Origin of the sequence: Actinomadura geliboluensis (assembly GCF_005889745.1) — a bacterium.
Taxonomy (GTDB): Bacteria; Actinomycetota; Actinomycetes; order Streptosporangiales; family Streptosporangiaceae; genus Spirillospora; species Spirillospora geliboluensis.
Genome location: NZ_VCKZ01000063.1, coordinates 1 through 20544, shown reverse-complemented (window position 1 = coordinate 20544; position 20544 = coordinate 1). Strand labels below are relative to the sequence as shown.

The following is a 20544-nucleotide window of genomic DNA, read 5'->3' as shown; positions in this document are numbered from 1 at the left end:
AGAGATGGTCGCGGGAGTGAGGCGGTCGGCTTGTGCCGAGGCATGGGGTCAGCCGCGGGGGCCGGGAAGCGGTCCGACGGTGAGGTTCTGACCTGCCATGTCGAGCGTGATGGTGCCGCCGCCTTGGCGGCGGAGCTGCCTCCAGGCGTGGTACCCGGTGAGGATGGCCTTCTCCCAGTCGGCGGCGCGGTGGGCCCCGACTTCCAGTTGCCCGACCATGGAGCTGATCGTGGCGAGGACCTCGTTGTCGATGTGCCGTTTGCCTTCCAAGAAGTTGTGACGGCTTGCGTAGGAGAACACCATCGTGGAGATGCCCTCTTCGATGGCGATCGCGCGGCCACCGTCCTCGGCCTCATCGATAGCGGGGTCGGACTTGCGCTTGCGTCTCATGAGCGATCTCATCACCGGCGACCAGCCGAGGACCGCGGCGTAGGAGAGGTGGAAGACGTCGTGCATGCGGTAGTCGTCGTCGACGTGTGAGGCGTTGGTGAGGGGGTCTCCGACCCCCTGCCCATTCCAGGTGAGTACCGACTTCGGGCTCCCGTCGACGTCGGTGACGCGAAGGAGGAACTCCGCGTTCCGCGGGAGCCGTTCCCCGTCCGGGAACTTCTCGTCGAAGGGGATGTCCTCGGCGGCGGTGGGCCTCCACCGGTCTGCGATCTTGTGCAGGTTGGCGGCCGCGACATCGTTCAGCTCCAGGCCGGCCCCGTCGGCCACCATCGCCAGGTACCACAAGGCGTCACCGAGCTCTTCGCGCAAATGGGCCTTGAACGAGGGGTTGGCCGCACCGTCGCGCAACTGCTTCTTGTAGGCGGTGGCGATGGCCCCGACCTCGCCGACCAGGCCGAGCAGCGGGACGGAGAGGGGGTCTCCGTCGGTGTCGGCCTGGAGGGTCTTGCGGGCGGTGCGCTGGTAGGTGTTGAGTTCCACGGTCACTCCATGTGATGGATTTTCCGGCAGTTGTTGCCGGGTAATCAGGAGTGTGCCATGATCGGACAGTGATTGCTGGAGAATCCGACAATGCGACTGGGGGTGGGATGGCGACTCCCGGAGTGACCAAGCAGGACATCGTGAAGATCACCATCGAGCTGCTGGCGGCCGAGCAGGACAGGGACCCGGAGGACCTGTTCGCGGAGCTGCAAGCCGCCGGTCTGGACTTGCCGATCGACTCGCTGCTGATCACGGAGGTTCTGGCACGGGTCGAGAGCCACTGTGGCGGGGTCCGGATCGGTGCCGATAATGCGGCGGCGTGGTCCCTGCGGTCCGTGCACACCTTCGCCGACACCGTCTTGGCCGCCGTCGTGGCAGCCCAGAACATGCACAAGCAGGAGGCCTGATGAACGCGTCCGAGGAGAGCAACTCCACGGCCGACGAAGCCTGGGACCCGGACTGGCAGCTGGTGGGACTGCGGTTGCGTACGGCCCGCGAGTACCTGAACTTCGCCCAGCAGTACGTCTCCGACGCCACGGGCATCCCCAGGACCGCCATCAGCGAGATCGAGCGGGGCGCTCGCAAGGTCGACAGCCTTGAGCTGCGGAAGCTGGCCAAGCTGTATCGCAAGCCGATCGGGTTCTTCCTCGACCAGGACGCCGATGCCGCCGAAGCCGACCACGCGGCGCTGATGCTGGCGCGCACGCTAGGCCCGCTGACCGACAACGACCGGGAGCAGGTGCTGAAGTTCGCCGAGTTCCTGCAATCGGCCTACGCGGCACGGCAGGAAGAGGATGCGCGGTGACCTGGGCGTCGGCGCACGGCCGAGCGATGATCCGCGCCGCGCACGCCCACGCCGATCTGGGCATGGACCAGGACGAGTACATCGACGTCTACCGGGCGGTGCACCGGGCCGGGCTGGAGCTGTTCGCCAAGCCGATGGACCAGTTGTTCGGTGTCTACCTCCCCTACGTGCCAGGGCCACGCGGAACTTTGTCGGGGGTCTTGCTGAACCTGCATCGCAGCCCGGTCGACCAGCGGCACAGCGCCGCCCACGAGCTCGGACACCACGTGTTCGGCCACGGAGAATGCGCCGCCGAGGGCACACAGGTCTACCAGGACACCGATCCGGCCACGTGGCCGACCCGGGAGAAGGAGGCCGAGGCGTTCGCGGCATGGTTCCTGATGCCGCGGAAAGCGGTCCGCAAGGTGATCGCCAGGCTCGGCGTGGACAAGATCACCACCCCCGATGAGGTGTATCAGGTCGCGCTTCACCTCGGTACTTCGTATCGGGGGACGCTGCGGCACCTGCCGAACCTGAAGCTGTTGAGCCGGGGGCGGGCCGCGGCCTGGACGAAGCTGCCACGCGGGAAGGTCCGTGCCCGGGCAGGCGGCGGGCTGGGAGCCGACCGCCAGGGTGAGGTCTGGGCGCTCGGCCCGGCGTCCCACGGCTCCCGGCTGCACCTCACGCCCGGCGACCGCCTGGTGATCTGCTCGGCCGGAGGCTCGGTCATCCCGTCGGCTCTGCCTGCGGGCGTCCGCCAGCAGACGGCCGCCCTTGTGGGCGGAGTCGGCACCGGAGGGCTGCTGGAACTGGAGATGGACGGCTCGGCCATCCTCGTCCTGGACGTCGATGACGACTTCTCTTCCGCGGGCCCGCTCCAGGTCGACATGGGCCGCTCCGCCGGCCCCTGGCAGGTGGCCCTCGCTCCTGTGCCCGGACTCCGCCTCGGATACAACCCTCCCAGCTGACCGCCGCCCGCACCTCCTGGCCGGGCCCTCGCGCGGGCCATCCGCCTCCCCTGCCCTTCTGTCGATCACGACCGGCACGCACGTCACCGCACCGCCGGCGGCCCAGGGAACATGCGCCTTCCCGGGCCCACGCAACACCCCGCGAGCAGCACGACGCGGCAGACTCGCCGCGTCGGCACGATCCGTCACCGCGAGAAACGGATACGCCAATGTCCCTGCTGTGCATCCAGGAAACCAACCTGTCGCAGGCCTGGGTCCAAGCCGTACGCGCTCTCGACGCCCTCCCCGGCCAGGCGCGGGCCGTTCACACGGTCGTGTCGATCTCCGACCCCACCGTCGAGGACCTCGCTGTGCGGGCCATGCTCGACGACCTGCTGGAGCGGATACCCGACTACAGCGTGACCACCGTCGCCAACACCATCTTCCCCTACGCGATCGCCGCCACCAGTTCCAGCCACCGCCAACTCGTGGACCGCTACGTCAACTGCCTGCCGAGGCTGAAGCAGTTCGACGGCAACCAGTACGGCACCTACTTCAGCCGACTCGTGCACTACCCCGCCAAGAACGGACCCATCGACCAGCTCGGTCGGATCCTCGAACGCCTCCCCAAGGCCGGACGGGCCCGCTACACCCGCTACGAGGCCTCCATCGACGATCCCGCCCAGCCGGCGTTCGACCCTCCGGCCGAAGAGACCTCACTGGCAGCGGGCGCCTCGATCTACCTGCCGGGGTCGGACAACACACCGGGAACCTTCCCGTGCATGAGCCACTGCTCGTTCCAGCTGGACGCCTCCGGCCGCCTCCACCTGCTGGCCACGTACCGCAGCCAAGACATGGTCCGCAAGGCGTACGGCAACTACCTGGGGCTCGCCCGCCTGCTGTGCTACATGGCCTCCCAGTCCGGACTGCTACCCGGCCGGCTGACCGTAGTGGCAGGCCAGGCCAAGATCGAAGAGTTCCGCAACAACGTGTCGCTGATGCTCTCCCAGCCCATGATCCCCGGCCTCGGACCGTGACCCCCGGCAGCGCCGGAGGCTACGGCCAGGTCCGGCCCATCCTGGGCGACGCCGCGGCCACGCTCGGCATCCCGGGCGGAGGGCAGGCGGCAAGCATGCTGCGGACCCGGCTGTCCGACAGGACCGACAGGCACTCGTCGGCGTAGGCGCCGAACTCATCCAACGTCGCCGCCCACGCCGGGTCGGCGGGCGGCGAGGCGTCATCGGCCTCCAGGTGAAGATCACGGCGGATCCGGGCCTCCAGCCGCTCCATCGCCTCCACCACCACCCACAAGACCTCTGCGGCCTGGGCGTCGTTCGTCTGCGGTGTCACGGGCATCGGGTCGCTGCTCACGTCGCGGCCCTCCCTTCGGGTGCTTGCGGCTGTCGGTAGTGGTGGGTGCCGGTCCGGTCTGCGCGGCATCATCTCGCGTGCGGATCGGCGGGGGGAAGTTCTTCGCCGTTGATCTTCCATTTCGGCGGGAACCACGCGGTCATCGGTGCGGTATCGGCCCTGTAGGTCTGCTTGATCCGGACCCGCCCGCTGATCCCCGACACCTCGGGATGCGCGACCCGCGCGTACTTGTCGGTCTCGCAGAACAGGTTCTGGCAGTCGATCAGCTGCAGTGGACGACGCCCCCCCAGGCCCTCGAAAGCCAGCCCGAGCCGCTGGAAGTGCTGCTGCTGGGTGTCTGCCATGTAGCGGATCACCTCGGCCTCGATGCCCGCGGACGCCGGGCCGAAGCACTTTCGGATCCCGTCGCATGCGCCAGGGCCGGCGACGACGAAGTCCATCTCCTCAAAGGCCAGCAGCGAGCTGTAGTTCAAGTCGATCAGGAACTGGAACGCCAGGAACCGCCCCAGCCCCGGATAGCCCTTCAAGACTTCGAAGGCGTGCTCCATGCTCGGTGCCTCGGCGACGCGCTCCGGCGCTCCGTCCGCCATCATCAGCTCCAGCAGCCGCAGGTGGTTGCCATGCTTGCGGTCCGCGCCCAGCGGGGGTTGGGGCATGAGGTAGGCGGGTGAGTAGATCCGCTGTCCGCGCTCCAACGCCGCCCCCAGCACCGCCTCATAGGCCTGGCGGCGGTAGCCCGACCAGCTCACCTCGCCCACCGCGGCCGACAGCAGCCGCCAGGTGGAGATCCGGTTGAACAGCTTGAACAACAGCGTCCGAAAGAACACCTCACGCCACTGCTGGTCACCCCGGTAGCTGACCTGCCCGATCAAGTACTGGCTGACCCGGTCCGAGGCCCGATAGCAGTTGGTGAACCGGTGTGCCCCCAGGATCGGGTCGCTGGTCCACGGCGGGGCCTGCCCGGCGAGTTTGCGCCGGTACACCTCCTGCCGCTCCGCGGCGAACCGCCAGTAGGTGTCGAACACCGCCGTCGGACGCAGCCGGCGACCCGCGATGGCCACCTCCGCCAGACCAGCCGCTCCCGCCTCGCCCTGCCCGATCGTCGCAACCGCCATGGCGCGATTATACTTCTAATATATATTCGATGTATATCGAATGGACGGAGAGGCGATGGACCTTCTCAAGGATTCGGTCAAGCGGGTGACCTCGGTGCAGTGGCCCGAGGCCGTCGACGCACGCCTGGACACCCTGATCGCGCTCGCCGCCCGCGCGGGAGAACAGGTCTCTCGCTCCCAGATGCTCGCCGCCCTCGTCGCCGATGCCTCGATGGACGACGGCGAGTTGGGCGAGAAGGTGCGCCGCTACCGCAGCCAGCTCCCGGCGGAGTTCGTCACCGAGACCTCCCGAGCGGGAGATCTGCCCACCCTGCACCGCCCCGGCAGAAAAAGGCGCGCTCAGCAGGCCGGAGCACCGGCCTGACGCTGGCGGCTAGTGTTCTGCGCCTGAAATCCGTTGTGTAAATCTATGCTGGGCCGATGGCGAGGACAGGGCGGCCGAAGGCGCCGTTTTCGGTGACTGCGGCCGAGCGGGCGGAGTTGGAGCGCGGGGCTCGGGCGGCGACCTCGACGCAGGCGTATGCGTTGCGGTGCCGGATCGTGCTGGCGTGCGCCCAGCCGGGGGCCTTCCACACGCATGTGGCCGCCGAGCTGGGCGTCTCACCGCCGGCGGTGGCCAAGTGGCGTCGCCGGTTCATCGAGCACGGCCTGGCCGGGCTGGCCGATGAGCCCCGCCCCGGATGTCCGCCCTCGATCCTGCTGGACAAGGTCCAGGAGGTGGTCACACTGACTTTGGAGCAGACCCCGGCGGGCGCCACGCACTGGTCGAGGGCCTCGATGGCCGAACGCACCGGCCTGAGCAAGTCCACGGTCGGGCGGATCTGGCGCCGGTTCGACCTCAAACCGCACCGGGCCGACACCTTCAAGATCTCCACCGATCCGCTGTTCGTGGAAAAGGTCGTGGACGTGGTCGGGCTCTACCACCATCCGCCCGAGCGGGCCGTGGTGCTGTGCGTGGACGAGAAGTCGCAGATGCAGGCCCTGGACAGGTCACAGCCGGTGCTGCCGATGATGCCGGGCATGCCCGAGCGGCGCACCCACGACTACGCCCGGCACGGCACCGCCAGCCTGTTCGCCGCCTTCAACATCGCCGACGGCACCGCCGGCACCGAACTGCACCGCCGGCACCGCGCGACCGAGTTCGAAAAGTTCCTGGTCGCGATCGACAAGGCCGTGCCCGCCGAGTTGGAGGTGCACCTGGTCTGCGACAACCTCGCCACCCACAAGACACCCCTCATCCACGAGTGGCCGGCGCGCCACCCCCGCTTCCACGTTCACTTCACCCCGACCGGGTCGTCCTGGCTCAACCAGGTCGAACGCTGGTTCGCCTACCTCACCACCCAGCTCACCCAACGCGGCGTCCACAAAAGCGTGCAAGCCCTCGAAACCGACGTCCGCGCCTGGGTCCGGCAATGGAACACCATCGTTCGCCAGTAGTAATCGCTACTTGCAGCACAGAGCGGTGTCGAACCGGGCACCGCTTCGTAGTATCGGTACATGAGTACCGACGTTGACGGTATCGAGCAGCTGACGGCTGCGTGGGGGCGGATCGAAGCCTGGCTTTGGGCGCACGCCCCGACCTCCGCCGCGCTGCTGCGCGCGCCGGCCAGTGAAGCCGAGATCGCCGCGGCGGAGGCGGCCCTGGAGGTGCACCTTCCGGCGACGCTGGCCGCCTGGTACCGGATACATGACGGGATGGCTGAAGACCAGAGCTCCGATGCGCCGCACGTCGCCGGGATCCTCCCGTCGCGCAAGACGATGTTGCCGCTCGACCGGGTGGTCAGCCAGTACCGGACGCGTACCGGGGACTGGGCGCGGGAGGCGGGCATTGTGCCGTTCGCGCGGACGCCTGGGGATGTGTGGTCGGGCTGGTACATCGATGCGCGCAGAGATGCGCCTTCTTTCGGCAACCTCGGTTCCTGGGCGGTCGATCAAGCGGACGAGCCGTACCCGTGGCCTTCGGCCGGGTGGCCGCTGCCCGACTGGCTGACGGAGACGGCCGCCGCGCTCGAGCAGGGACGCCCGTTGAGGCGTCCGGACGGCGCTGAAGAAGCAGGCGATCGGCCCGCGCTGTACTTGGGCGGCTTGACATGGGTAGACGCGCGGGACTTGCACATCGACGCGGTGGTGCTCAACGGGCCCCGGTGACCGGGTGTGGTTGGGGCCCGGCTAGGGCAGCGTCACGGTGCACTGCACGGGCACCGCGGCGGCGTTGCAGTTCTGGAAGCCCGGGGTGTTCACCCAGTAGGGGTCCTTGTCCAGCAGCCGGTACTTCAGACTGAAGCCGCCGGAGAAGGGTGCCATGGAGCCGGTGTTCATCCAGTTGGACATCGCCGAGCGACCACAGACCTCCTGGAAGGTCGGCGCTGGCTTGCGCTCGTCGTCGTACAGGTGCCACTCGCCCTGTGTGACGCGCTTGGCGTACGTCTGCAAGCACTGGTCGCCTGAGGTGACCGGGTTCAGGCCGTCCATGGTGGCGGGCATCCCGCCAGAGTTGTAGGAGGCGGCGAAGGCGAACTCGTCACAGCTGGCCACATCAGTGCTGCTGATCTCTGTGAGGCGTGTTGTTTCCGGGTGACCATAGGTTTTGGCCCATCCCGTCGGGCAGATCACATCGCGGTTCTTCTGCGGGTCACGGTTCCAGGAGTTCTTCCCCGCCGCCGGCAGGAAGAGCATCGGCTTGTCGTACTGTTTGACTCCCGGGGTGGTTGGGTGACTTGGCCTGGATCAACCATGCGTGTGCGGCAGCGGCGGGATATTTCTTGGTGTTGAAGGTCCAGGTTGGCACGTACTTGGAGAACGTGCAGCCGGGAGTGTTCTGGGAAACGGTGTCGCAGCGGATCGCCGCGTCGGCGGCGCCGTAGCGGGCCGCGGACGGGTTCGCCATCTGCGCCCAGGCGCTGATTTTCGTGCACAGGTAGACGTTCTCGGTGACACCAGTTACAGATCCGCCGGTCCAGGAATGGTTGATGGTTCCTTCGGCGATGTGCTCGTCTGCCAGGGGGCCCATTCCAGGGCACCGTCCCAGTGCATGGAGGTGGTGTCGGTGGCGCAGTTGGCCGCCACACAGTTGAAGTCCACGTTCAGCGTGATCCGGCCGAATCTCGAATCGATTGGCCCGACAGGGAACAGGGCCAGCTTCTCGGTAGTAAGGCCGCTGTTACCGCTCAGTTGATATTCGTGGTGGATGGCCCAGGAAGCATTGATGACCTCGCCAGTGGGCTTGCCGTCCCGGATGATGACGCCTTCGTATTCGTATGTGAAGGTGGCAAGGCAGGCCTCATAGCGCTTGATATGCGAGTTGGCGAGGCCTGCACACCAATCCACCAGCGGCGCGGACTTGATTCGCGCCGTGGCTGCGGCAAGAGCCTTGCGGGTCTTGTCGTTGACGTTGCGCACAATGCGCGTGCAGGGCTGGATCCCGGTTTTCTCGTTGAGTGCCCCGCAACTCCAACCCTTGCGTCCATCGACGCGTGGTGCGACCGACTGGGCGGGGGCGCTTTGCGTTCCTGGCTGACCACCGGAAGGGACATCAGGATCCCAGGCAGGCTGAGGGATCTGCTGCGGCTGCTGAAAATCGTCCTGATTCAGCGTGGGCGCGTCCTTGTCCGGTTCTGGGAGCTTGATGTCGACGGCGCGATTGCGGATTTTGAACTTCGCCCACGGGGACCAGGTGGTCTCATACAGGCTGCCGTCGTAGGCGGAGGTGTGGAATGCGTAAGTCACGCCGGGCTTGAGGGGGCCGGAGGGTACGGTGACCTGCGCGGTCTTGCCCGAGGCGACGAAGTCGGATACCAGGACACCGTACGGGTTGGCATCGGTGAGTTTGACCTGGGACTTCGGGTTGCCGGAGGCGTCAGTCGTCCAGACCTCGAAGGTCAGGTTTGCCGTGTCGCCGTCCGCGTCCGTGACGGTGTTACGCAGGACGGCCATCGAGGTGTTGACCTGCCACACTCCGCTGGCTTGGCTGAACGGTGGGCCAGCCCGGGGAGTCTTGCCCGATACCGGGCGGCTGCCGCTCCTGACCAGGGCCTCCGGGCCGGCCGCTGGTCTGCTCGAGGGAGCTGCGGCGGGATCGGGGCTAGGGGTGAATTCGCTGCCGGGCGAGGCAAGAGCGGCGCCGGACCCCAGCAGTAGAGCAGCTACAGCACCAACGGCCACAAGAACCCGGATGCTCAGTCGCTCAAGCCGTTTTAACACGTGCTTGCCCTCCTGTTTGCCGTGAGACTTGTCAGAGGAAATGCAGCAGACCGCAACAGAAATTTCGATTGGCGACGGACGGAGCGAATGTGATCTTGACGCACCCCGCACCGATGCGCAACCCCTCTCGCCGCCAGATGCGACCACCCCCCTCACGCCCACTTATGCCAGTGTCGCTGGTCAAACAAGGGAAGGGTGGGACAGGAAGAAGGAATCATCCTTTTTCCGGATAGACCGCTATCCAGTTTCAGTCAGACCGAAAAGAAGGGATTCCAGAGTGCAACTCCAATACGCAAACAGGAAAGCCATAAGGTCAGGTAGAGCACTTGCAAGGAATCCTGTGCCGAGCGTTTTGTCCACAACGCGTTCAGCAGTTAACTCTCAGTCGAGGCGAATGAGCTGATCGGCCGATCACCAAAGTTCCCATGAACGAACAATGGGCCCTTCGTAGCACTACACGGCCTGGTATTGCCCTATCGCTTTGGCCGGGATGCGCCCGCGGTCACCGGCCCGGGTTGCCGTGACGCTTGCCCCATGCCCGGATCTGCACAGATACTGCCGATCAGACTCAGCACCGCGGCCGCGCACGGATCCTTCGGCTGCCTTGACCGCCTTGATACGACGTCCACCCTCGATGGACGTCCCGCTGCCCATCCCCCGCCTGGGCCAAGACTTCGGGCGCCATCGCCGGCAGCCGCAACGGCAAGCAAGGCCGGCAGGGCGGGGTACAGCACATCCCATACCAACTGCGTTGGAACGAACTCCGCCGAACGTTCCGCAGCCGCGCCGGGCTGAAGGAGGTGCCCCGCCTCGGGCCGAAGGCGTTCGAGCAGTGCGCGGGCTTCCTGCGCATCCCCGGCGGCGACGACCCGCTGGACGCCTCCAGCGTGCACCCGGAGGCGTACCCGGTCGTCCGCCGGATCCTGGACGCGGCCGGCGATGACATCAAGGGCCTCATCGGCAACACCGCCGCGCTGCGCGCGCTCAAGCCCGGCGACTTCGTCGACGACACGTTCGGGCTGCCGACCGTCACCGACATCCTCGCCGAGCTGGAGAAGCCCGGCCGCGACCCGCGCCCGGCGTTCAAGACCGCCGTGTTCAAGGAGGGCGTCGACAAGCTCTCCGACCTCGAACCCGGGATGCTGCTGGAGGGCGTCCTCACCAACGTCGCCGCGTTCGGCGCCGATCGGCGCCGCCGCCTCGCCCGGCACCGCCAGGTCCGCACCGGCCAGGTCGCGCCGCCGCTGCCGTCGGGCATCACCGCTGGCGGCAACGTCCGCGCCTCCGCGCTGGCCCAGCGGTACGTCGCCACGGCCATCATGCCGCCGACCAGCCTGCCGAGATCGTCGAGACGCCCTGGCCGCTGATCTCCCTGCGCGCGCCGACGTTGACGAGCCCCGCGTCGGCCGCCTGCCTGGCCGCACCCGAATCTTTTCGAATCCCTGACCGATTGTGTCGCGCTGGGCTATAACCCGTGAAGGCCCGCGCCGCCGGGCGCATCCGAGGGCTACCAGGGGGATCATGCATTACTCCTCGTTCTGCGGCCGGACCAGCACCGCGCGTACGGACGCGACCACCGAAGTGCGCGCCGGTGACGCCGGCTCCTCCGGCTCGCTCACCGCTCGCGAACTCCGGGACCGGCCAGGGGACGTGACCGGGCCGTGCGAGGCGCCCTGGACCCCGTCCCGCCCGAGCGCGCCGCGCCGCGCGCCGGCGCGGTAGCCTTCGACGCCACCGGAGGAGGGCCCTTGCTGTCGCGGAGGATTCCCGCCTTCCGGAGTCGTCTGAAATAGCGTGGTTTGGTGCCCAAGCGCTCGAACGACTTCCAGGCGGTCGTCTACTTCGTCAGGTCGCATGTGGATGCGCAGGCCGCGGTGATCGAGTCGGCGTTGCTGCCCGACCGTACGGGAGCAGGGCTGCGCGAGGTCGATGTGTTGATCACCAGCCGTGTCCAGGGCAGGGAGTTTCGGATCGGCGTGGAATGCCGCGACCACCGCAGGGCGTCCGACATCGTCTGGGTGGAGCAGGCGCGCACCAAGCAGGCCGATCTGGAGTTGGACCAGATGGTGCTGGTCTCCTCCAGCGGTTTCACCGGGGGCGCGGTGGCCAAGGCCGGGTACCACGGCATCGAACTGGTCACCCCGGACCGGCCGATCCCCGCCGATGGACCTCTCGGCCGGCTGGGGCAGCCGAGCCTGGAGTTCCGTGACGTGACCAGGGATCGGCTGGTCTCGGTCTCCGGCCGCATCTGCCTCAATGGACGCCTCCAGTCGGTTCCGCTGACCACGGGCACGGCGGTCTTCGACGCGCAGGGCGCACAGGTCAGCAGCACCGTGCAACTGGTGGCGGACAGCCTGGACAGAGCGGACCTGCGCCAGGTGGTGGCTCAAGCTGCCGGCCAGTCCGGGGACTTCCGCGTCGAGATGGACCATCTGGTCCTTCGCCCGGCCGACTGAGGCGAGTCGATCGAGGCGTTCGTCCGCATGCGGGCCCATCCTGAGCAGCTGTCGCGCCTGACCGCGCTCAGCGCCGTGGTCAGTGCCCGGATCATCGTGGCGCGGCCGGTACCGCTGGCGGCAGGGAACCTACAGAGGGCGGCCTTCGCGGTCGGCTCCGGACAGGTCGGCGGGGACCAGGCTCTGGTGGTCTTCTCCGAATCCTCCGCTGGCGTGCGCATGTCGGTCCGACTCACCGATGCCCACGGTGAGGTCACTGACTGGATCGCTGACCGTTCGACGCAGACCCTGCGCCCCCACGGCGAGCTCGTCACCGATTCCGGCCCGGCCGATCCCGCCCCGGCCGATGACGCCCCTGACGCCGTCGGGTGATGCGATGCCGCCGCTGCCGTCATCGTTCGGCCTCCGCCTTGCCCCGCTCGCCGAAGCGAACGCGCCCACGCCCTTCGTGTCCAAGATCCCCGGGACATTTCAATCAGCCGCCGCGTCTGCAGCACGTTCGTGCTGGTCATAGCATCGTTGCGTGGGCAGGAGCTGGGCCGCCGCGAGCGAGTGGCGGGTCGGGGCGATTCGGCTGAGCGGTACCGCGCGGCTGCGCGTGTCGTGTTTGGGGTTCGGCCGGGACTTGTGCCGCACCGTTCGCGAGGTAGAGCGCGGGGTTGGGCCTCTCGACCGGTTATGGACAGTCGTTTCCCGTGCTTACGGGCATCGTCGGCGGGATCATGGCTGGTAGCGGGATCGGGCCGTCGCCAGTCATCGTTGCTTGGCCGGATAGTCGCTGATCATCGTCTTGAAGTATCGCCCAGTGATCATGTGACTGGGTGGCGGAGCCGGATGCGGATCGAGGCGACATCGAGGGTGCCCTGGTCGATGGCCTCGCGTTTGTCGTAGCGGGTGGCCACCGCGCGGTGCTGACGGAGCTTATTGACGCAGCGTTCGACGGTGTTGCCTTCCTTGTAGGCGTCCCGGTCGAAGACCGGGGCCGTCCGCCCTTGGAGCCTCGGTTGGCGCGGTGGGCGGCCTGGTCCTTCCTGACCGGGATGACGGCTTTGATGCCGCGTCGCCGCAAGTAGCGGCGGTTGGCGAGGGAGGAATAGGTCTTGTCGGCAAAGGCGTGGGCCGGCTTCTTGCGGGGTCGGCCCACACCGCGGCGGTGGATCCGGACGGACTCCATCAGCGCGACGAACTTGGGGCCGTCGGCGTGCCGACCAGGCGAGGTGATCCGGGCGATCGGACGGCACCGCCGGTCGGCGACCAGGTGGGTTCTCGTGGTCAGGCCGCCGCGCGAGCGGCCGAGTGCTTCGCGGCCGCCCGTCACTCGTTCGTGATCTTTACCGGCCCCTTTTTGCACCTAACCGACAGCAAAGATCATGGGACACGCCCCTGGGCATGAGGGCACTGCGGGACACCTCCGTTCCATCGAGCAGTGCCTTCCCGGCCGTGCTGGAAGTCCAGACGCAACCCTGCGCACCTGCCACATCTGGTGTGGCTCCGGGGGACGTGGTCGGGTGTCGGCAACTTGAGTGGAGCAGCGCCGGGCCGTGGGCCACACAGGCGGCGCATGAGTACTCGTACTCGTACCGGCCAGCCTTGGACGGCATGGGCCAGTTCCTTCTCGTCGTGGCGAAGACCGCGCGCCCAGGCGGGCCGGGCAGCTGGCCCCGGCCCTGAGCGTCCGGGTGTTGCGTAGTCGCGACGGCCATCGCTACTTCTCGCCGCTACGAACGCCCGTCTGCGAGGTGACCGGCGGCGAGGGTGTTGCCGTCCCGCGGCCGGTGGTCTGAGTCCTTGCTGCTTGAGTGCTACTGCGGCTTGAGTGCTGCTGCGGCGGAGCGGAACGCCGGCGCGACCGCCGGCGTTCCGCCGCTGTCGCCGCTGTCGCCGCTGTCGCCGCTGGCGCCGCTGGCGGTGCCGCCAGGGTGGTCGTCCGCCGGACCTACCGCGAACTGGTCCCGCAGTGGCTTTCCAGCCGGGGCCGGGCCCCTGGGGTGCGATCTGGGCGACCGGGCCGGGTTAGGCCGGCGGCAGGTCGAGTTCTCCCTTCTTGATACGGCCCAGGAACTGCCGCCAGCCGTGCGGGGCGATGGTGACGAGCCCGCTGGAGGGGGCCTTGCTGTCACGTATGCCGATTCGACCCGTGGTCGAGACTGCCACCTCGACGCAGTCGTCGGCCGTCAGGGACCGGCTGCTTTTGCGCCACCTGGCCTGGTGGAAGCCCCGCTGCGGGCGGGATGGTTCGTCTAGGCTGAGCATGCGGGCCTCTTCTCTGTTCGATGGATGCAAACCTGCCGAGCGGTCAGGGCTCGTTCCACGCGGCGTTCCTGCGGCAATCAGGCGCGCCACGCGCGGTGGGACCCCGTGTCTCGCGGGGTGCGGGGTTCCGCTGTGATCAAAGATTGAACGGTTGAGTCAGTCCGGCCTGAAAGGGCGACGGAAGCCCGAGCGCCTCAGAACCAGCCGTCGGGTTCCTGGGATCTGGCGGCGATCAGGTCCAGCGGCGGCAGTTGGTCCAGCACCGGTTCCCGTGTGGCGGAGCCCATCGGGACCTGCAATCCGTTCCGTTCCGCCAACCGTCGTGCCGCCTCGTCCAGGGCCACTTCCAGGTCGCCCTCGTCCAAGATCGGCACGGCGCTGATCGCCTGCGCTTCTACCAGCTGGGCAAGCGCCGCCAGGGCCTCTGGTGCATCCCCGACGGAAAGGACCTGGAGCAGTTCACGAATCCGCGCCGGGCTCATCGGTTCTTCCTTTCTCCATCCGATCGCAGCGGACTCAGGGACGCTCGCAGCGCGCGGCGGCCGTTGAGCAGCTGCACGCGGACGGTAGAGGTCGCGATCCCCATGTCCTTGGCGATGGTCTTGGTGTCTTGTTCCAACAGGTAGGCCCGGATCACGATCTCGGCCTGCCGCGGCGGCAACGCCATGACGGCACGCTGAACCATCATCCGAGTGATCACCTTCTCATCGACGGGGCGCCCCTCCGGGTCCCGGCGCGGTGGGACCACGTCCTGGACGCCCTCGAAAACGGGCAGGACGAGCCTGCCCATCAGCCGCATGGCGATCTTCATCGCGTAGGCGACCGGTTGATCGGCCTGGCAGACACGCTGCCAATTCCGGATGACCAGCACCATCGTCTCCTGAGCAATGTCTTCGGCGAGATACCTGTCGCGCGTGCGCACGGTCAGGACCGCGACCAAGCGCGGATACACCTCGATGAAAAACTGCCGGAAGTCGTCCAGCAGCACCCCCAGGTGCGCGCTGGGCACGTCCGACTTTCCCCACGTCTCGAACAGTTCTGCGTCGTTGAGCGCCGCAGCGGGTGCGGGGCAGGGCTGAGGAGCGAGGTCGGCAAGGGCCAGCGCCCGCCGCGACGGCGTGTCGTCCGACCGTGAGGTCACGTTGTTCTCCTAGGAGCAGCCTGCGGCGGAGGCCACCGCAGGGTATGGATTCCAGACGCCTCCCGAGCACCGCCGCAGACCCCTCCTCAGCACCGGCCGCAACGGCCGTCGCCTTAGCCCCGTTCGCCTGCTCGACCACGGCTCCCCCATCAACGTGATCTTTCGGAACTCGCTCAGCACGAGCCGGCCCTCGAACCGGCCGACTCACCAATATGAGTGCTCCACGCCACGATGATGTTTATCGGCCGGCAAAACAAACCCGAAAGTCTAAAACGCCCCATGCTGCATTGGATTAGTCTGATAAATAACCGCGAACCGGCGACCGGAGGGTCGGCGGTCCTGGGAGGACCCGATGACGGAACACCCTGGTTCACCGCACGCGCCGTCTGGCGTCCCCCCTCCCCCCGGATCAGCGACGTGCCGGCGGCTTCATGCACCCACCGCCGCACAACCCTGAGCAGACAGACACCGAGTCGTTGGCGCAGAGCCAATCGGTATCCGGGCAGCTACCTGCACGAGGACGCCATCGGCACTCTCAGCGGCGCCCCGGGGACCGCTTCTTCAACTCGTTTCCTCAGCCCGTTGGGGCGGCCGCGGGCTGCGTCGAGGTGGGGAAGCGACTCCGAGACGACCGTGGCCTGGTTCCTCACCCCGAGAACAGTGGCCCGACTTCGATGAAAGGAGGTTGCGGCGCGCTCGGCGACGGGTGAACGCCCGCCCGTCGCGGGCATCCGCAGCGGCGGATCGGGCCCGTACCCGGTGAACCTCCAACGCGGGCGGCACAGGCTCGGTCGGCGTGCGGCACCGGGCCACGCGCCGTCGGATGCGGCATGGCCCGCCGGCGTCGGCTCAGGTTGCTGCGGGGCGGGCCGTGTTAGGTTGGGTGCGCGGACCCGCCCCACACTCGTGGATCAGCGGGTCTAGCTTCTGTCTTTCTTGATTCCCGTCGCCAGTCGCCGGACCTCCCCGTTCTCGGTGCGCCCGGCAGCTTCGTCGACCACCTTCGCGGTCTGCAGATGGCCCAGGTACGTCCCCTTGACGATTGCCACGTCCCACTTGTTGCGTGCGGCATGCGACGTCGTCGTGTAGACGGACGCCGGAACGGTCCGGGGGGTGGCGGACTTGCCGCCGCCCGCGCAGCCGGCAATGAGCAGGAAGGGGCGCCAGCAGTAGCAGGACCTGGGGCACTGCGGCTCTGCTCGGGGTCATCTTCAGTCGAAGAGCCCTTTTGATATGAGGCGGGGAAGGACCAGCACCCACAGGAGCAGGGCGGGCGAGAGGCCGACCAGTACCACCCACAACGGCGCGAGGAGGTCGCGTCGGCCGCGGCGCCTCGCGCGGCGTTTGAGCCATGGCGACCCAGAGTGCCAGGAGCGCGCCGAGGACCGCCGGACCGATGGCCAGGAAGTACAGGAGCGGGACGCTGAGCGCGAAAGACAGGAACGCGGTCCAGAGAACCCACAATCCCGCGTAGCGGGGGCCCGCATGCGAGGGTTGCGGGTGTCCGGTAGGCCCGGGTGTCGTGTCGTTGGAGTTCACGTGGGTGCGCCTACTGCTGAGAGGTGACGGTCGACTGCCCATGGCATCGGGTGCGCAGGTACTCGATGGTCTTCTGGCGGCGGCCGCCGAAGAGCAGTATCGAGTTCATGGCGTTGGTGGTGTAGTGCGGGATGCGCAGGAACTCCCGGGGCGGATACTTGTCCGCGTGCAGCGTCGCCCTGAAGGTGCGGCCGGATCGGGCGACGTTCAACGTGCCGTCGATCGCCCCGGCAGCGGCCCCGTGCCCCACGGCCAGCATGCCCCAGTCGGCTGTCCGTCTCCATATCCGGACGACCGAGTTATGTTCAGGGTCTTGGCCCCCCGCGCCTCAACTCCCACGCCCTTCGGGTGGCGCGACTCGGCGATAACGTCGTCTAAGAACGCGTTGAATGCGGCGATGTTGCGGCCGAAGAACCCGGCGTAGACGTCTTGGTCGAATGCCTGGGGTTTCGTCGAATAGAGGCGTTGGGTGACGCTGTGCGGGATTCGATAGGGAGCCGGGAAATGTCGCAGAGGCGTTGTACCTTCATCCTGTGACAGCACCGGACGTAACGGCGCATCGCCGTGAGCGACATCGCGGGAGCCTCCCCCCGACTCGAGAGGTGTTGGGAAATTTGACGCCAAGGCCGCTGGAGTGCATGTGAGATTGGCGTTCATCACCGCTATCTGCGAGTCAGCTTTCAACTGGGACGAGCGAAACGTTCTGGCCATAGGGTCACAACATCACGGTATGCGGCTTGGCGATGGGTACCGCCGCCGGCACCGCAGCGTATTCTCCGCTCCTCGAACGGAGTGCCCAGAACGGGGGCGATGTCTGCTCGGACACAACGACGGACTCGTTCGCGTCAAGCGGGCCACCGATCCGCACCACTCAGCCAACCACTCAGCCAACTACTCAGCCAACTACTCAATCGAGCCCTGCTGCCGCTCAGACTCCGGCCTTCTCCCCGAGCGGGTGGAGTCCACTCAGGTGTCGTGAAGTTCGGCGGTCGCATCGCTGGTGATATCGCCGAGAAGGTCGCCTCCGCGATCGGGTCCAAACAGGCCACGCCGGTGGACGTCGACCTGTTCTGCTCGTTCTCGTAGGTGATGCCATCGCCCACCGTCACGGTCCTGCACCAGCAGCATCGAGCCGAACCCGAAGTCATCGGCATGCCCCAAAGCGTGTGAACCGGAGACGCCCATGGATCACCCCTCTCCTATCGAACCGCGAGAGACCTCGATCGTCCGGACAGTGCTGGTCACGACAGGTATCGCCTCCGGTTCGCTTCTCGCCGGGGCGGCAGGCACGTGGCTGCTCGTGACCGTCGTTCGTGTCCTGATCCACGTCGTGCAGGACTACTGGCCGTGGCTCGTGGGCGTCCTGGTCTTGCTGATCGTCCTGGCCGGTGCGATCGCGGTCCTGAACGAAGCCGCCAAGCACGAGGCCGACCAACGTGAGGAACGGCTGAAGAGCATCGCCAGGTTCGAGCGCGTCGACGTGATGACCGGCACGGAATTCGAGGAACTGATCGCCGATCTCCTCCGCCGCGACGGATACCGGGACGTCGCGGTCATCGGCCGAAGCGGAGACAGGGGCGTGGACATCACGGCGCGCACACCTGATGGACATAAGATCGCCGTCCAGTGCAAGCGGCAAGCCAGGAAGGTGCCTGCCGACCGCATTCGCAACCTCATCGGGGCCGTGCACAGCACATATGCGGGGCACCGCGGAGTCTTGGTCACCAACTCTGGATATACCGTGCAAGCACAGTCAGAGGGGCGAGGCAGGCTCGTGTTGATTGGCCGAGAGGAACTCGGCTCTTGGATGGCCGGAACGTCACTCGTGATATGACGGCCCGGAGTTTCGGGCTACTGCGCCTGAAGCGCGTCGGGCCGGCTGTGACCGCGGCAAGCTTGCGGCGCACCGTGGCCAAGGAGGCGCCGCGCTGCTCCAGCGTGCGGGCGTAGGCGTCGGCGTCGGCGCACTTGACGCCGAGGGGGTCGCGGCGTGGAGGGGCGTGCCCTTGGGAAGGTCAAGTCGTTGGCGCCTTCGTCGCCCTGAGCTGCGGCAGGTACTCTCCGGCACCGTTGTCGATCAGCGCTGAGGCCCTCGACGGTTCACGAGCGGACGCAGTCCTAGCAGCGGCGCCCATGGGGCCAGCCGTACGACCGGGGAAGCTGTGCGGGAAGTAAGTAAACCCGGCCCTCGAAGGGGCCGGGCGGTATCCCCGCAGCGTAGCCCATTACCAGCCGTCCGGGCCAGTAAGGAGCCCGATGGTGGCGGACAGCTGCGCGGAGGTGAGGTCATCGGCAGGCAGCTGGTACCACCAGTGCTGGCCGAGTCCTCGGTCGGGGCGATCGTTGAGTGCTCCGGCCGGGTAGCCGCGGGTGGGGCCGACCAGTTCCCTGATGGAGCGCGGAGCACTGCTCACCTTCGAGTTGCCCACACAGCTTCGCTATGGCCGCTATCTGCACGGCTAGGTTGCAGGCGCCTTGACCAGGGCTAAGACGGGCCGGACGGTCTATGCATCGGCGGACTCCGCCGGCCAGGTCGAGGCTCACATCGAGTCGGACCGCGCCAGTGCCCCCGCATCCCCACCCGCACACTCGTCACCAGGCCGACGGCCGAGCAACTCCTCGACCTCGCCCGACTCGCCTACCCCTACCAACCCCACGACGCCGAACACGACGGACTCCAGCCGCGCCCGACACCAACCGTGCGGGACACCCGCGCACAGATCCGCTCACGCCACCCGCTGCTGACACCACCAAAGCACTCAACCCCTGACACCCAGACCGGTTCCGACCGTGACATCAGACAATTCCTCGACGGACGCCGGACCTGGGTCCCCGACGACACCTCAGGCCAAGCAAGCCAGAATCTGCGCGCCATCCTGGAACACCTCATCTGCTCCCTCGACGCCGTCCTGCTGGTGGAGATCGGCCCGCGGCCCGAAACCAACCTGCACCTGCTCACGGGCCGCGTCCTCGAGGTCAACGACGACGCCCTGCGCTTCTCCCCCGCCGGTGGTCACCAGCCCATAGCCATCCCGTTCCACCGCCTGGTCTCAATGACCGCCAACAACGACGCCTGGGTCGACTACCGCAATCACTTCGACGCCGGTAGCGATCCCGGCTGGAGCGCTCGCCCGACCAGCCACTGACGGCATCACCAACCCGCATCCCCCTGCTGCATTACGGCGTACTCACAGTCGGTGCGGGCCCCCGTCTCCGAAGAAGCCACTCGAAGCCACCTCTACTGTTCGCCACTGACGTGCCTGACGCGTCACTGACAAATTTGACGCGTCACTGACAAACTTGACGCCAGACGCGCTGCGGCAGCCTGCCCACGCCCCCTCCCTGAACCGAGCGAGCACCCGACAGCCCGAGAAAAATGGAGGGACAGCATTTCGAACACGTGAAAAACAATAGTCTTTCACCACCGAGAGCCAGTCCCCTCACCAGGGAAGATCGAACGCCTTCCGCACCGTAGCCGTTCGATTCATCAGTTCTAGGCACTGTCATACTTGACGCAATCGCTGACATTTACTTGTCGTTCAACACGCCGAACCGAAGCCGGCCCCGGAGGCGCCTCTGGAGGCGACGATGGTGCTGCCCGCGCAGGCGGGCCCACCCGTCCCCACACCGGTCCCGGAACAGGGAGTGGGGCAGGCCCTGGATCCGATCGGGCAGGCCGTCGCGCTGCTGCCCGCGCTGCCGCCCGACGATCCCGGCGACCGCTACGGCCTGCGGCTGCTGACCGCAGCCTGGCTGCGCGGCCAGCGCAGCGACGCCACCCGCCGCGGCTACTACCGCGACCTGGCCG

The 20544-nt window shown here is 67.4% G+C and carries 25 protein-coding genes and 1 pseudogene; 13 read left to right on the top strand and 13 right to left on the bottom strand.

Going from position 1 to position 20544, the window contains the following annotated elements; all coding sequences use genetic code 11:
* Nucleotides 1-48 precede the first annotated feature (48 nt).
* Nucleotides 49-930, bottom strand: coding sequence for a nucleoside triphosphate pyrophosphohydrolase family protein (locus ETD96_RS11825; RefSeq protein WP_138636358.1), 882 nt, complete (start codon nucleotides 928-930; stop codon nucleotides 49-51).
* A gap of 107 nt (nucleotides 931-1037) precedes the next feature.
* Here ETD96_RS11825 and ETD96_RS11820 point away from each other — a divergent pair, with 107 nt between their 5' ends.
* The 4 genes from ETD96_RS11820 (at nucleotide 1038) to ETD96_RS11805 (ending at nucleotide 3698) form a co-directional block, all read left to right on the top strand.
* Nucleotides 1038-1337 (top strand): hypothetical protein, encoded by a 300-nt coding sequence (locus ETD96_RS11820; protein ID WP_138636357.1) that lies wholly within the window; start codon nucleotides 1038-1040, stop codon nucleotides 1335-1337.
* Entirely contained in the window at nucleotides 1337-1735 is a 399-nt protein-coding gene (locus ETD96_RS11815) for a helix-turn-helix domain-containing protein (protein ID WP_138636356.1), read from the top strand. The genes ETD96_RS11820 and ETD96_RS11815 overlap by 1 nt, the downstream gene beginning before the upstream one ends.
* Nucleotides 1732-2682, top strand: a complete 951-nt coding sequence (locus ETD96_RS11810; protein WP_138636355.1) for an ImmA/IrrE family metallo-endopeptidase — start codon at nucleotides 1732-1734, stop codon at nucleotides 2680-2682. The genes ETD96_RS11815 and ETD96_RS11810 overlap by 4 nt, the downstream gene beginning before the upstream one ends.
* A gap of 209 nt (nucleotides 2683-2891) precedes the next feature.
* Nucleotides 2892-3698, top strand: a complete 807-nt coding sequence (locus tag ETD96_RS11805; protein ID WP_138636354.1) for a thymidylate synthase family protein — start codon at nucleotides 2892-2894, stop codon at nucleotides 3696-3698.
* Between the two features lie 19 nt (nucleotides 3699-3717).
* Here the strand turns inward: ETD96_RS11805 and ETD96_RS11800 are convergent, their stop codons facing one another.
* Together ETD96_RS11800 and ETD96_RS11795 are read right to left on the bottom strand one after the other, a co-directional pair.
* Entirely contained in the window at nucleotides 3718-4032 is a 315-nt protein-coding gene (locus tag ETD96_RS11800; protein ID WP_138636353.1) for a hypothetical protein, read from the bottom strand.
* Nucleotides 4033-4100: 68 nt separating this feature from the next.
* Entirely contained in the window at nucleotides 4101-5147 is a 1047-nt protein-coding gene (locus ETD96_RS11795) for a nucleotide kinase domain-containing protein (RefSeq protein WP_171068981.1), read from the bottom strand.
* A 55-nt stretch (nucleotides 5148-5202) separates the two neighbouring features.
* Here ETD96_RS11795 and ETD96_RS11790 point away from each other — a divergent pair, with 55 nt between their 5' ends.
* From ETD96_RS11790 to ETD96_RS11780, 3 genes are read left to right on the top strand one after another with little or no spacing between them, the layout of a single operon-like run.
* Complete coding sequence (locus ETD96_RS11790) at nucleotides 5203-5511, top strand: hypothetical protein (RefSeq protein WP_138636352.1); 309 nt, start codon at nucleotides 5203-5205, stop codon at nucleotides 5509-5511.
* Between the two features lie 56 nt (nucleotides 5512-5567).
* The gene (locus tag ETD96_RS11785; RefSeq protein WP_240807525.1) at nucleotides 5568-6584 is read left to right on the top strand and encodes an IS630 family transposase; all 1017 of its coding nucleotides are present in this window, start codon (nucleotides 5568-5570) and stop codon (nucleotides 6582-6584) included.
* 60 nt (nucleotides 6585-6644) lie between these two features.
* Complete coding sequence (locus ETD96_RS11780; protein ID WP_138636351.1) at nucleotides 6645-7295, top strand: SMI1/KNR4 family protein; 651 nt, start codon at nucleotides 6645-6647, stop codon at nucleotides 7293-7295.
* A 21-nt stretch (nucleotides 7296-7316) separates the two neighbouring features.
* Here the strand turns inward: ETD96_RS11780 and ETD96_RS11775 are convergent, their stop codons facing one another.
* The 3 genes from ETD96_RS11775 to ETD96_RS11765 are packed head-to-tail and all read right to left on the bottom strand — an operon-like array spanning nucleotide 7317 to nucleotide 9101.
* Nucleotides 7317-7823: a hypothetical protein gene (locus ETD96_RS11775; protein ID WP_138636350.1), complete on the bottom strand. Its 507-nt coding sequence runs from the start codon at nucleotides 7821-7823 to the stop codon at nucleotides 7317-7319.
* Complete coding sequence (locus ETD96_RS11770) at nucleotides 7780-8157, bottom strand: hypothetical protein (protein WP_138636349.1); 378 nt, start codon at nucleotides 8155-8157, stop codon at nucleotides 7780-7782. Before ETD96_RS11770 ends, ETD96_RS11775 begins: the two co-directional genes overlap by 44 nt.
* Nucleotides 8088-9101, bottom strand: a complete 1014-nt coding sequence (locus ETD96_RS11765; RefSeq protein ID WP_138636348.1) for a hypothetical protein — start codon at nucleotides 9099-9101, stop codon at nucleotides 8088-8090. Before ETD96_RS11765 ends, ETD96_RS11770 begins: the two co-directional genes overlap by 70 nt.
* Nucleotides 9102-10120: 1019 nt before the next feature.
* Here ETD96_RS11765 and ETD96_RS11760 point away from each other — a divergent pair.
* The 3 genes and pseudogenes from ETD96_RS11760 to ETD96_RS11750 form a co-directional block, all read left to right on the top strand.
* Nucleotides 10121-10531, top strand: a pseudogene (locus tag ETD96_RS11760) (helix-hairpin-helix domain-containing protein); the annotation flags it as partial.
* Between the two features lie 618 nt (nucleotides 10532-11149).
* The gene (locus ETD96_RS11755; RefSeq protein WP_171068980.1) at nucleotides 11150-11803 is read left to right on the top strand and encodes a restriction endonuclease; all 654 of its coding nucleotides are present in this window, start codon (nucleotides 11150-11152) and stop codon (nucleotides 11801-11803) included.
* Between the two features lie 27 nt (nucleotides 11804-11830).
* Nucleotides 11831-12175: a hypothetical protein gene (locus ETD96_RS11750; RefSeq protein WP_138636346.1), complete on the top strand. Its 345-nt coding sequence runs from the start codon at nucleotides 11831-11833 to the stop codon at nucleotides 12173-12175.
* A gap of 304 nt (nucleotides 12176-12479) precedes the next feature.
* On the opposite strand, the gene ETD96_RS48070 is transcribed toward ETD96_RS11750, so the two are convergent.
* The 6 genes from ETD96_RS48070 to ETD96_RS11725 all read right to left on the bottom strand — a co-directional run bounded on the left by ETD96_RS48070 (nucleotide 12480) and on the right by ETD96_RS11725 (nucleotide 16995).
* The gene (locus tag ETD96_RS48070; protein ID WP_171068979.1) at nucleotides 12480-13121 is read right to left on the bottom strand and encodes a transposase; all 642 of its coding nucleotides are present in this window, start codon (nucleotides 13119-13121) and stop codon (nucleotides 12480-12482) included.
* A gap of 695 nt (nucleotides 13122-13816) precedes the next feature.
* Nucleotides 13817-14056, bottom strand: a complete 240-nt coding sequence (locus tag ETD96_RS11740; protein ID WP_138636344.1) for a DUF397 domain-containing protein — start codon at nucleotides 14054-14056, stop codon at nucleotides 13817-13819.
* Nucleotides 14057-14250: 194 nt separating this feature from the next.
* Complete coding sequence (locus ETD96_RS11735) at nucleotides 14251-14538, bottom strand: hypothetical protein (protein WP_138636343.1); 288 nt, start codon at nucleotides 14536-14538, stop codon at nucleotides 14251-14253.
* On the bottom strand, nucleotides 14535-15197 hold the full coding sequence (locus ETD96_RS11730) for an RNA polymerase sigma factor (protein WP_138636342.1): 663 nt from the start codon (nucleotides 15195-15197) through the stop codon (nucleotides 14535-14537). Before ETD96_RS11730 ends, ETD96_RS11735 begins: the two co-directional genes overlap by 4 nt.
* Before the next feature lie 920 nt (nucleotides 15198-16117).
* Nucleotides 16118-16246: a hypothetical protein gene (locus ETD96_RS47540; protein WP_274704602.1), complete on the bottom strand. Its 129-nt coding sequence runs from the start codon at nucleotides 16244-16246 to the stop codon at nucleotides 16118-16120.
* A gap of 500 nt (nucleotides 16247-16746) precedes the next feature.
* On the bottom strand, nucleotides 16747-16995 hold the full coding sequence (locus tag ETD96_RS11725; RefSeq protein WP_138636341.1) for a hypothetical protein: 249 nt from the start codon (nucleotides 16993-16995) through the stop codon (nucleotides 16747-16749).
* Nucleotides 16996-17970: 975 nt separating this feature from the next.
* On the opposite strand from ETD96_RS11725, the gene ETD96_RS11720 reads away from it, so the two are divergent.
* Nucleotides 17971-18570, top strand: a complete 600-nt coding sequence (locus tag ETD96_RS11720; protein WP_171068978.1) for a restriction endonuclease — start codon at nucleotides 17971-17973, stop codon at nucleotides 18568-18570.
* Between the two features lie 391 nt (nucleotides 18571-18961).
* Here ETD96_RS11720 and ETD96_RS44605 read toward each other — a convergent pair whose 3' ends face one another.
* Complete coding sequence (locus ETD96_RS44605; RefSeq protein ID WP_171068977.1) at nucleotides 18962-19165, bottom strand: hypothetical protein; 204 nt, start codon at nucleotides 19163-19165, stop codon at nucleotides 18962-18964.
* A 270-nt stretch (nucleotides 19166-19435) separates the two neighbouring features.
* On the opposite strand from ETD96_RS44605, the gene ETD96_RS11710 reads away from it, so the two are divergent.
* Nucleotides 19436-19882: a hypothetical protein gene (locus ETD96_RS11710; RefSeq protein WP_138636339.1), complete on the top strand. Its 447-nt coding sequence runs from the start codon at nucleotides 19436-19438 to the stop codon at nucleotides 19880-19882.
* A 442-nt stretch (nucleotides 19883-20324) separates the two neighbouring features.
* Nucleotides 20325-20544: hypothetical protein (locus tag ETD96_RS11705; RefSeq protein ID WP_205719220.1), on the top strand; the 220-nt coding region annotated here is incomplete at its 3' end.

Bases quoted from the DNA above. Each gene is read 5' to 3' on its own strand.
- ETD96_RS11790 (WP_138636352.1), top strand. From the start codon at position 5,203: ATGGACCTTCTCAAGGATTCGGTCAAGCGGGTGACCTCGGTGCAGTGG.
- ETD96_RS11795 (WP_171068981.1), bottom strand. From the start codon at position 5,147: ATGGCGGTTGCGACGATCGGGCAGGGCGAGGCGGGAGCGGCTGGTCTG.
- ETD96_RS11820 (WP_138636357.1), top strand. From the start codon at position 1,038: ATGGCGACTCCCGGAGTGACCAAGCAGGACATCGTGAAGATCACCATC.
- ETD96_RS11770 (WP_138636349.1), bottom strand. From the start codon at position 8,157: ATGGGCCCCCTGGCAGACGAGCACATCGCCGAAGGAACCATCAACCAT.
- ETD96_RS11815 (WP_138636356.1), top strand. From the start codon at position 1,337: ATGAACGCGTCCGAGGAGAGCAACTCCACGGCCGACGAAGCCTGGGAC.
- ETD96_RS11785 (WP_240807525.1), top strand. From the start codon at position 5,568: ATGGCGAGGACAGGGCGGCCGAAGGCGCCGTTTTCGGTGACTGCGGCC.
- ETD96_RS11780 (WP_138636351.1), top strand. From the start codon at position 6,645: ATGAGTACCGACGTTGACGGTATCGAGCAGCTGACGGCTGCGTGGGGG.
- ETD96_RS11740 (WP_138636344.1), bottom strand. From the start codon at position 14,056: ATGCTCAGCCTAGACGAACCATCCCGCCCGCAGCGGGGCTTCCACCAG.
- ETD96_RS11735 (WP_138636343.1), bottom strand. From the start codon at position 14,538: ATGAGCCCGGCGCGGATTCGTGAACTGCTCCAGGTCCTTTCCGTCGGG.
- ETD96_RS11775 (WP_138636350.1), bottom strand. From the start codon at position 7,823: ATGCTCTTCCTGCCGGCGGCGGGGAAGAACTCCTGGAACCGTGACCCG.
- ETD96_RS11750 (WP_138636346.1), top strand. From the start codon at position 11,831: ATGCGGGCCCATCCTGAGCAGCTGTCGCGCCTGACCGCGCTCAGCGCC.
- ETD96_RS11725 (WP_138636341.1), bottom strand. From the start codon at position 16,995: ATGCTGGCCGTGGGGCACGGGGCCGCTGCCGGGGCGATCGACGGCACG.
- ETD96_RS11805 (WP_138636354.1), top strand. From the start codon at position 2,892: ATGTCCCTGCTGTGCATCCAGGAAACCAACCTGTCGCAGGCCTGGGTC.